This window comes from Geobacillus proteiniphilus, assembly GCF_001908025.1.
GTDB classification, from domain to species: Bacteria; Bacillota; Bacilli; order Bacillales; family Anoxybacillaceae; genus Geobacillus; species Geobacillus proteiniphilus.
This window is the reverse complement of record NZ_MQMG01000081.1, coordinates 1-9,980: the sequence shown is the minus strand read 5'-3', so window position 1 is coordinate 9,980 and position 9,980 is coordinate 1. Positions and strand designations below refer to the sequence as shown.

Here is a 9,980-nt window from a genome sequence, read left to right as displayed (position 1 = left end):
CCCTCGTTCACGTGGAACGATGGGCTCAGGAGGTCGATTGTGAGAAACTCATCCGTCCCGGTCTCCATCCTTCCTGGTTGAACGACGATGCCTTGGCTCGTCATCTCGACCGCTTGTATGAGGCCGACATTCACAAGGTGATCAGCACTTGCTTGATTCACATTTATCGCAAAGAAGGCCTTTCCCTCCGAGCCTTTCACGCCGATACGACGGACAAGACAGTTTACGGCGCGTATGAATCGGCCTCATTAGAGGCTTTGCAGATCACACATGGCTATAACCGCCATCATCGTTGGCAAAAACAGATCGGCTTCGGACTGGTCGGCAACGAGGACGGCATCCCGTTTTACGGCGATGTGCACGACGGCAACCTGCCTGACAAAACGTGGAATCCGGAGGTGCTGTCCCGTGTCCACGAACAGCTCAAACAAGCCAAGATGGAAGACGAATGGATTTACGTGGCCGATTCCGCCGCGATGACAAAAGACACTCTGGCGCAAACCAAAGCGGCCAACGCCTTTTTGATCACCCGAGGCCCTTCGTCGCTTCGGATCGTGAAATGGGCATTAGCGGAGGCCGATTCGCCTCACATCCCGTGGAGCGAACCCTTTACCCTGGCGGAGAGAAACGGCGCCACGTACCGGGTATGGGAAACATCCTCCACCTATGAAGGCCACCCCGTTCGGCTGATCGTCGTCGAATCGAGTGCGCTCGACCAGCGAAAAGGAAAGACGCTCGAAAAAGAACGAACCAAAGAAGCGGAGCTTCTTCGCGAGGAACAAGCCCATTGGGAGCGCCACCCTTTCTCGTGCCGGGAAGACGCTGAACAAGCCTTGGCGTCCCTCAAGACGTCCCTTCGCCCACGGTTTCATCAGGTCAAGGCCGCGGTCGAAGAGATCGTACGCCCGAAAAAACGGCGCGGACGGCCGAAAAAAGGGGCGGAACCCGAGATGGAGACGCGGTATCTCTTGCGCCTTGACGTCGAATTCGACCAAAACGCGTGGGAACAGGCAAGACGGAAAGCGTCCCGGTTTGTCCTCGTCACGACCGTTCCGGAGGAATGGAAGGGCCAACAAATGGATGCCCAAGAGATCTTGAAGCTATATAAAGGGCAGATCTCGGTGGAAATGAACTTCGCTTTTTTGAAAGACCCTTTTTTCACGGATGAGATCTATGTCAAAAAGCCAGAACGAGTTGCGGTATTGGGCTATTTGTTTCTCTTGGCCTTGGCCATTTACCGCGTCTTTCAGCGCCGGGTGCGCCAGTTCATCACACCCGAACACCCATTAAAGGGCGCCGGAGGCCGCAAGCTGACCCGACCGACGGGGCAGGCGATTTTCCAGCTGTTTCAATATGTGAACGTCGTCCTCCTGGAGCTGCCGGATGGACGCATCCAACGCTCACTGGATCGCTCCCTCACCCCTGAACAACGAAGGATTCTGCAGGGGTTGGGGCTGGATGAGAGCATTTACGTGTAACGTCATACGGAACGACCAGCGATGGTAAAAAAAGGATAGCCATCGCTCGTCGTGTTGGTCAAAAAGTTATTCTGAAAAACTAAATAAAAAATCCTTTGTTTTGACCTTGTTAGGGTGCGAAATGTGAGGTGTTCGGTTTTTAGGCGGATCATTTCGTGAAATCGCGGTGTATATGTTAGAGTGGAAATAAGCGATCCTGATTCCTGTTGGAAAGAGCGTCCATGAGCAAGGGGGAACGGAAGAGTGAAACAGAGGCGGTCCGTCATGCATCACATTGGCGTCGGGTTCATCATCGCATCGTTCGTCGTTTGGGTCATTCCGCCCATCGCGCCATTTTTACCGTTTTCGACTGCGGCCAAAGCGTCGATCGTTGCGGTTGCCATTGTGGCGGCGGAAATCATGTTTTGGATCGGGGCGCTGTTGGTTGGAAAGGAAGCGGCGTCGAAGCTGAAGAAGTATTGGGATCTGAAACATTGGCGAATAAAACGGCGGTTGTCGGATCAAACCAATGATGGCGAACAATTCCAAGACGGATCGCGAGAGATGACAACGATGAAGAAATGAGGTGGTTGCATGCGACGGAGCACAGTTGCGCTTCTCATAGCCGTTGCCGCCCTGTCCGGAGTGCTTTGGCTTGGCGGCCTGGCATTGGCGGTGCAAGACCAGTTTTTTTCGGCCGCCAAGCCGCCGACGAAAGAACAACGGCCGCCGACGGCTGAAACAAGGCAACATGACGAGAAAATGGATATTGTTGCTCTTGGCGATTCGTTGACGAGAGGAACGGGCGATGAAAGCGGAAAAGGGTATGTCGGCTATATGGTCGATGCGCTTCGCCGGCAAACGGACAAACCGATCCGTGTGACGAACTTGGCCATCCGCGGCCTTCGCTCTGACGGACTGCTTCGCCAGCTTGGCCAGCCTGAGATTCAGCGGCAAGTCGCCATGGCGGATCTTATTGTGATGACCATCGGCGGCAACGACTTGTTTCAAGGCGGGGAAGCGTTGAAACTGGATCGAAAGCAGCTGAATGAGGCGAAACGGCGATATGTAGCCAACCTAGACCGCATTTTCGCCGCGCTGCGCCGCTTCAACAGCGAAGCGGTCATTTTTGCGATCGGTTTGTACAACCCGTTTGGCGATTTAGACGATGCCAAACGGACGTCGGCGGTTGTGCGCGATTGGAATTTTGCATCAGCGGAAGTGGCGGCCCGCTATCCGAACATCGTCGCGGTGCCGACGTTTGATTTGTTTGCCCTCCATGTCAACGACTATTTGTACAGCGACCATTTTCATCCAAACGCGGCAGGCTACAAGCGGATTGGAGAGCGCGTCGCCTCGCTCATCACGTTGACGGAGGAGGGTGAGCAATGACCAAACAGGTGACGTTAGCGGTCAAAGAGCTGCGGAAAACGATTCGCGGCAAGGAAATTATTAAAGGCATTTCGTTTGAGTTGCATGAGGGGGAAGTATTCGGTTTTTTAGGGCCGAACGGCGCGGGAAAAACGACGACGATCCGCATGCTCGTCGGGCTCATTCGGCCGACGTCGGGGACGGTGGCGATTTGCGGGTATGATCTTCACCGCCAGTTTACCGACGCGATCCGCCAGATCGGCTGCATCGTCGAAAACCCAGAAATGTATCCGTATTTAACAGGCTGGGAAAACCTTGAACATTTCGCCCGCATGATGCCGGGAATTGGTGCAGATCGGATCATGGAAGTGGCGAAGCTCGTCGGCCTTGAACAGCGCATCCATGACCGAGTGGGCACGTATTCGCTCGGCATGCGGCAGCGGCTCGGCATCGCTCAGGCGCTGCTTGGAAAGCCGAAGGTGCTCATTTTGGACGAGCCGACCAACGGCCTTGACCCGGCCGGCATTCGCGAAATGCGCGCCTTCATCCGCTTTTTGGCGGAAACGGAAGGGTTGAGCGTCCTTGTTTCATCGCATTTGTTAAGTGAAATTCAATTAATGTGCGACCGCGTCGCCATTATGGCGAAAGGACGGCTCTTGGCCGTGGACACGGTTGAGCGGCTGTTAAACCAACAGGCGCGCGTCGTCTGGAAAGCCGCTCCAACGGATCGGGCGCGGGCGCTGTTAGCGGCGGAAACCGAGGTGTTGCGCGCCGATGAAGAGACGATCGTCACGCCATATGAGCCGTCGAGACTAGCCGCTTGGAACGCCAAGCTTGTCCAAGCCGGCGTCTCGGTTTCGGAAATTGAACCGCGGCTGCCGACGCTCGAGGACTTGTTTATCGAGCTGACAGGGGGCGAAACGATTGAGTAAGCTCGTGTATAATGAAATGTTGAAAATCGTCCGCAAAAAGCGGCTATGGGTGATCGCCGCCATCATTGCGGTGCTCGTCGCCTTGTTTACATACGCCCAATACCGCGAGACGGAAGAGTTGAGAAAACGGCTTGGCACGACCGACTGGCGGACGCAGCTGCAGCAGCAAATCGTCGATTTGCAAAACCGCTTGCAGTCGCCGAGCATGTCTGAGGAATGGCGGAAATACTTGCAAATCCGCCTCAAGCAGCAGCAGTACTACTTAGAGCACAACATTAATCCGTCCGCCCCTGGAGCGCCGACGTTTATGCGCACGTTTATCGAAAACGCCATCGACTTGTTTTTGCCGCTTTTAGTGATGGTGGTTGCGGCCGATTTAGTGTCGTCCGAGGCAAGCGCTGGAACGATCAAGCTGCTTCTCGTTCGGCCGGTGAAGCGGTGGAAAATTTTGTTGAGCAAATATATCGCGTTGCTCCTGTCGGTGTCGCTCATTATGCTGATGGCGGCGGTGCTGTCGTATGCCATCTCCGGACTCGTGTTTGGATATGGCGGCTTCCGTCTGCCGCTATTGACCGGATTTGTCCCTCAAGGAGAGGATCTCAATACAGCGAATGTCCACATGATTCCGCAATGGAAATACATTTTGATCGAGCTCGGGCTGGCAGCGTTTGTGAGCGTTGTCGTCGGCACACTGACGTTTATGTTTTCCGTGCTGCTTAGGAGCACGGCGGCGGTGATGGGCATCATGCTGGCAGCATTGATTTCTGGCGCGATTTTGTCGAACATGGTGTCGTCGTGGCATTCGGCAAAATATTTGTTTATGGTCAATTTGCGGCTGACGGATTACATAAAAGGAGCGGCTCCGCCGATTGAGGGGATGACGCTTGGCTTTTCGATGGCCGTGCTGGCTGTCTGGGGGCTTGCAGGGCTTCTTGTCGCTTTTTTTGTCTTTATGCGGCGAGATGTCTATTGAAAACGGCAGAGCGGCGAAAACCCGAGGGGGTGTTCCCTCGGGTTTTTCAGTGAAAGGGGATGAAATGCCTATCTATTCGGCTGCTTGTCGTGAACGCCGGCGAGTCCAAGCGCGTGATGGCCCCGCAGCAACTGCTCCACGGCCGGCCATTGCTGTTCATCGCAACGGATGAGAAGCACGATATCAGCGCCTGTGCGGCTTTGACGGTGCGTGGATTTTCGGTTTACCCACCATTTGAGCAAAATGCCGATTCCGATGCCTGAAACCGCCCCGATAATCCCCCAAATGATCGGACCCCATGCCAACACATAGCCGTAAATCGCCCCTAGCAGCATCAAGCACGTTCCTAAAATCGCCGCCAAGTCAAGGAAGCTGAACCCGTTGGCGTGATGGAGCGTATCAAGCAGGCGCGGCGGTTCGGCAGAGCGGTTGAGCGGGACTGCAAAAATCTGATGTTCAGCAATCCCTTTTTCTTGAAGCGCTGAAATCGCCAGTTCAACGAATAGGTGGCTCTCGAAAGTGGCAATGACAATCATGAAACGCCTCCCATCAAATCGGCCATGCGAACCGTTTCGGCTGAAAGCGGCGCCGCAAATAGTGGGCTAGTTCTTTTTCAAACAACTTGTTGTATTCGACCGCTGATACGTAAGCATCGTAAAAGATGAACGAATAAATCGATGGCAGATAAAGCGCCCACTGCATATCGATGATCTTCGTTGCACAATCGAATCGGCCCGTCAGCGTGTACGTAATCGCTTCGGGCAAGTGGGCGAAATACGATACCAAAATGGTAAAGGTGAAGATAAACAGGCCGGTGATCACTTTATGGACATACAAATGGCCAAGGCCCGGGGCGAGCACCGACCAGACCAGCGCCAGCCAAGGCTCGCGCTTGTCCAAATAATTAATATCCCATATTCCTATTCGGATGGAAGAGATCGGCGCATCTTCGCGGTCGGCGAGCAAATACAGCTTGTTCATGTCGACTGAGCCGCGGTAGCTGTCCCAAATGCTGTACATGTAGATGGCCACATAAAACATGAGCCATCGTTCGTCAAGAACGGCTTTTGCCTTTTCAAAATCGCCAAGCAGCGAGTATAATATACCTGTATTGATATGGGCTTTTGTGTTGATAAACAGCTCCCAGAGGATTAACATAAAGGCCGTGGCGTAGCGTTGCTGCATCAAATTGCCGAAACCCGGAAACGAAAAGGAAAAAAAGGCGACGACAAGCGGATGACGCAAATGGAAATGGGTGGTTGTCAATTGCGACAAATGCGCCCGTTTGCGCCGCGCCGGCGGAATGAGTTTCACAAAGCGCCCCCTTTCCTTTACAGATTCGCGAACGAGAAAGCCCACGCTCTTTAGGCGTGGGATGAAAGTGAGTCGTTTTCTTCATATGGAAATGGCATCCTGTCATTGTTGCAAGGAGGTGAATCCATGCCGACCATCACACTAAAGCTGGAGCTGCACAACCCAACGAAAGTCAAACAGGACATGTACGAACGGATGACAGAAGTGAATACCTCGTTTGCCAATTGGCTGTTGAATCATCCCAAGCTGAATCAAGCGACGAGCAAATTATTTAAAGAGTTTTCGTCGCAGCGGTTTCCTTCCGCCGTCGTGAATCAGACGATTCGAGAAGTGAAGTCTCAAAAGAAAAGCCAAAAGGCAAAGAAGTTTCGAACATTCTGGTGCTGCTTTAACAATCAAAACGTGAAGGTGGAAAAGAAAGGAGCGTTCTACACGGTTTCCTTCCCCACACTGGAGAAGCGAATTGGCGTGCCAGTGGTTGCGCGCCCCTACCAAGAAGCGTGGCTGAAGCGGCTGCTCGATGGAACCGTCAAACAAGGGGCCGCCAAACTCTACAAAAAGCGAACGAAATGGTATTTGGCGATCGCGATCACCTTTGAAGTCAAGCCGCGGCACGAAACAAAGGTGATGGGGGTTGACCTTGGGCTTCGCTATCTCGCCGTGGCCAGCGTGGGAACGAAATCGTTGTTTTTCAAAGGGAACCAATGCGCTTTTGTGCGCCGACGCTATGCGGCTTTGCGGCGAACGTTGGGCAAAGAGAAGAAGCTTCATATGATTCGCAAAATCGGCCGTAAAGAATCCCGCTGGATGAAGGACCAAAATCACAAAATCAGCCGTCAAATCGTGAATGTTGCGCTCGCCAACGGTGTTGGCGTGATTCGGATGGAAGCGTTGACGGGGATTCGGAAACGGGCCAAATTGGCCAAAGAAGCGGGGCGAAGCCTTCATTCATGGGCGTTTCATCAACTGCAAACGATGATCGCCTATAAAGCGGAAATGGCGGGCATTCGGGTGGAGTGGGTGGATCCAACCTACACGAGCCAAACGTGTAAATGTGGTTATCGAGAGAAAGCGAACCGAAACGGCATCCACTTCCGATGCCAAAGGTGTGGATACACCCTCCACGCCGACTTGAATGGCGCCATCAACATCGCCAAAGCGATTTCGGGCTTTGTCGCCTAACCTAGCGCACTGGTCACAGGTGCGCCGCCCATGGGGGTACATCCTAACCCGATGGGACGGGGTGATGACACACCCCTGAACTTGGGCGTTGTCTGAACCAGAAATGGATGAGGACGCAAACGACCCAAGAATCCCACGCCCTTTAGGCGTGTGGAGTGTCAAACGGTTGCTGTGTTTTTAGTATAGGAAAAAAGGAGCGGCAGCTATGCAGGTCGTTTCAGAAAAAAGATAAATTTTCATCCGTTATGGCGAAAAAAAGATAAAAAAACTATTGACTTTCCTTTGAGGTTCATATAAAATGTAAATTGTCGCAAGGTAAACCAGCCTATGTCGGGAAGTAGCTCAGCTTGGTAGAGCACACGGTTCGGGTCCGTGAGGTCGCAGGTTCAAATCCTGTCTTCCCGACCATTATAGACATGGGGCCTTAGCTCAGCTGGGAGAGCGCCTGCCCCGCACGCAGGAGGTCATCGGTTCGAATCCGATAGGCTCCATTTTCATACGGAGGAATACCCAAGTCTGGCTGAAGGGGGCGGTTTCGAAAACCGCTAGGGGTGTCACAGCCCGCGGGGGTTCGAATCCCTCTTCCTCCATTTCTAATATCCGATCCTGTCAAATTGTAAATCATGAAACCCTTGATACGACTGCGTTGGCAGTCGTTTTTCATTTTTTGGGAATCCTTTTGACTTTTCTTCAAATCTTTATGTTCAGCGTCTTATCATCAATCGTAATCGTTCGTTTCGAATCGAAAACACCGTCTCGATGGCATCTTTTTTTGAATTTATGTATATACTATGTATATACGAAATGAAAGGAGAGAGGTATAATGGAATTAAACAAACAGAAAGGAGTGTCAATCATGACAATAACAGTTCAAAAATGGGGAAACAGCCTTGCGGTTCGTATCCCAAGCGTGATTGCTGAACGTTTAGCGCTTCATCAAGGATCAGAAGTGGAGATGATCGTTGAGAACCAAGCGATCAAGTTGATCCCGAAAAAGAAAAAGCCGACATTGGAGGAACTTTTGGCTAAAATCACGCCGGAAAATCGCCATGCTGAAATTGATTTTGGAACAGAAGGGAATGAATTGTTCTGATGCAAGCGCCGGATCGTGGGGATCTTGTTTACGTCAATTTCAATCCACAAGCAGGGCATGAGCAGGCAGGAAAAAGGCCCGGCATCGTTCTATCACCAAAGCGGTTCAATCAATTGACAGGGTTTGCGGTGCTTTGCCCGATCACCCGGCAACAAAAAGGATATCCATTTGAAGTGGAATTGCCATCAGGCTTGGCCGTTGAAGGCGTGATTTTAACCGATCAGGTCAAAAGTTTAGATTGGCGCGCCCGACAGCTTCAAATAGTAGGACGGGCGCCCAATGAAGTTGTTTCGGATTGCTTGGATCTGATTCATACTTTTCTTTCGTGAAAGGCCATTTATATTGGCCTTTTGTTCACTTTTAGCATACTTTTTGCGTACATTTTTGCCCTTCACGCTCCTTGAGGCGGGAGACTTCCTTCGGATATTTTGTTAAAAAGGCAGAATCGAGCAACGAAAAGAAGGCGGATTGTCCCGCCTTTTTGCATGGATTGACACACTGGAGATTATTTTGCACAAATTTTGCACGTGATGAACGAGCATGTCCATTCATCCTTGTATCAATAGTTTTATGGTGGGATTGGAATCCCTCTTCCAACGTCCACCTGCCGAGTGCCGGCAGGTTTTTTGTTTTTTGCGAGCGGTATGGCCGCCATTTTTCAGGCAGATGACTTGCCTGTTTTTCGTTGAATCCGGTACGATGAAGGAGGAAACGGTTTGCCGATTGAGCTGCACTCCTTTCGGCAACGGCCGGGATTGCGCAACATAAGGGAGGAGAGGTTATGGCGATTCAACGCCGCATTCGTCGCGTGAAAACCGTGCAAATGACCACCAACAGTCCGATTCATCGCAGCGGTTCGGTGCTTGAGCCCGGGAACTGGCAAGAGTATGATCCGTTTTTGCTGCTGATGGAAGATATTTTTGAGCGAGGAACGTTTGACGTCCATCCGCACCGCGGCATTGAGACGGTCACGTATGTGATCAGCGGCGAGCTTGAACATTTCGACAGCAAAGCCGGCCACAGCACGCTCGGCCCCGGGGATGTGCAATGGATGACGGCCGGCCGCGGCGTCGTCCATAAGGAAGACCCGGCGTCCGGTTCAACCGTGCACAGCCTTCAGCTATGGGTCAACTTGCCGAGCGCGTACAAAATGACCGAGCCGCGCTACCAAAACTTGCGCTCCAAAGACATGCCCGTGCGCAAGGAAGAGGGAGCGACGATCCGGGTCTTTTCCGGGTCATCGAAAGGCGTCAAAGCGCCGACGAAAAACATCGTTCCCGTCACGATGGTGGAAATGATTGTCGAACCGGGAACAACGGTCGTGCAAGATTTGCCGGGGCATTACAATGGGTTTTTGTACATTCTTGAGGGGAGTGGCGTGTTCGGTGCCGACAACATCGAAGGAAAAGCCGGGCAAGCGCTGTTTTTCAGCCGCCACAACCGCGGCGAGGAAACGGAGCTAAACGTGACCGCCCGCGAAAAACTCCGCCTTCTTCTTTATGCCGGCGAGCCGGTGAACGAACCGGTCGTCGCCTACGGGCCGTTCGTCATGAACACGCCGGAACAAATCCGCGAGGCGATTCGCGATTACCAGGAAGGGCGGTTTGGGCGATAATGGAAGGGAAAGAGCCGATTCGTTGTATGGCTCTTTCTTTTTT

General features: G+C 52.5%; 11 protein-coding genes and 3 tRNA genes. 12 read left to right on the top strand and 2 right to left on the bottom strand.

Translation table 11 applies throughout. The annotated features are described in order from the left end of the window. From BRO54_RS18000 to BRO54_RS17975, 5 genes are all read left to right on the top strand, one after another. A partial coding sequence (locus BRO54_RS18000) for an IS1634 family transposase (protein ID WP_074044790.1) occupies positions 1-1,478 on the top strand: 1,478 nt, incomplete at its 5' end. Between the two features lie 264 nt (positions 1,479-1,742). Next, positions 1,743-2,042, top strand: coding sequence for a transporter suffix domain-containing protein (locus tag BRO54_RS17990; protein WP_011231136.1), 300 nt, complete (start codon positions 1,743-1,745; stop codon positions 2,040-2,042). Positions 2,043-2,051: 9 nt separating this feature from the next. After that, positions 2,052-2,849 carry an SGNH/GDSL hydrolase family protein gene (locus BRO54_RS17985; protein ID WP_074044788.1) on the top strand — a complete coding sequence of 266 codons (798 nt, stop codon included), beginning with the start codon at positions 2,052-2,054 and terminating at the stop codon, positions 2,847-2,849. After that, positions 2,846-3,760 carry an ABC transporter ATP-binding protein gene (locus BRO54_RS17980; protein WP_011231138.1) on the top strand — a complete coding sequence of 305 codons (915 nt, stop codon included), beginning with the start codon at positions 2,846-2,848 and terminating at the stop codon, positions 3,758-3,760. The genes BRO54_RS17985 and BRO54_RS17980 overlap by 4 nt, the downstream gene beginning before the upstream one ends. Further along, positions 3,753-4,733, top strand: a complete 981-nt coding sequence (locus BRO54_RS17975; RefSeq protein WP_074044787.1) for an ABC transporter permease — start codon at positions 3,753-3,755, stop codon at positions 4,731-4,733. Before BRO54_RS17980 ends, BRO54_RS17975 begins: the two co-directional genes overlap by 8 nt. Before the next feature lie 68 nt (positions 4,734-4,801). On the opposite strand, the gene BRO54_RS17970 is transcribed toward BRO54_RS17975, so the two are convergent. Beyond that, on the bottom strand, positions 4,802-5,269 hold the full coding sequence (locus tag BRO54_RS17970; protein WP_021321939.1) for a hypothetical protein: 468 nt from the start codon (positions 5,267-5,269) through the stop codon (positions 4,802-4,804). Positions 5,270-5,282: 13 nt separating this feature from the next. Next, positions 5,283-6,047 (bottom strand): hypothetical protein, encoded by a 765-nt coding sequence (locus BRO54_RS17965; RefSeq protein ID WP_074044786.1) that lies wholly within the window; start codon positions 6,045-6,047, stop codon positions 5,283-5,285. Between the two features lie 126 nt (positions 6,048-6,173). Here BRO54_RS17965 and BRO54_RS17960 point away from each other — a divergent pair, with 126 nt between their 5' ends. From BRO54_RS17960 to BRO54_RS17925, 7 genes are all read left to right on the top strand, one after another. Further along, positions 6,174-7,229 carry an RNA-guided endonuclease TnpB family protein gene (locus tag BRO54_RS17960; protein ID WP_011231141.1) on the top strand — a complete coding sequence of 352 codons (1,056 nt, stop codon included), beginning with the start codon at positions 6,174-6,176 and terminating at the stop codon, positions 7,227-7,229. A gap of 331 nt (positions 7,230-7,560) precedes the next feature. After that, a tRNA-Pro gene (locus BRO54_RS17955) sits at positions 7,561-7,637 on the top strand. A 10-nt stretch (positions 7,638-7,647) separates the two neighbouring features. Continuing rightward, positions 7,648-7,720 (top strand) — tRNA-Ala (locus BRO54_RS17950). 9 nt (positions 7,721-7,729) lie between these two features. Then, positions 7,730-7,819: transfer RNA gene (locus tag BRO54_RS17945), tRNA-Ser, on the top strand. Between the two features lie 233 nt (positions 7,820-8,052). Next, positions 8,053-8,322: an AbrB/MazE/SpoVT family DNA-binding domain-containing protein gene (locus BRO54_RS17940; RefSeq protein WP_011231142.1), complete on the top strand. Its 270-nt coding sequence runs from the start codon at positions 8,053-8,055 to the stop codon at positions 8,320-8,322. Continuing rightward, positions 8,322-8,651 (top strand): type II toxin-antitoxin system PemK/MazF family toxin, encoded by a 330-nt coding sequence (locus BRO54_RS17935; RefSeq protein ID WP_011231143.1) that lies wholly within the window; start codon positions 8,322-8,324, stop codon positions 8,649-8,651. The genes BRO54_RS17940 and BRO54_RS17935 overlap by 1 nt, the downstream gene beginning before the upstream one ends. Before the next feature lie 452 nt (positions 8,652-9,103). Further along, positions 9,104-9,937, top strand: a complete 834-nt coding sequence (locus tag BRO54_RS17925) for a pirin family protein (RefSeq protein WP_011231146.1) — start codon at positions 9,104-9,106, stop codon at positions 9,935-9,937. The last annotated feature ends 43 nt before the right edge of the window (positions 9,938-9,980 follow it).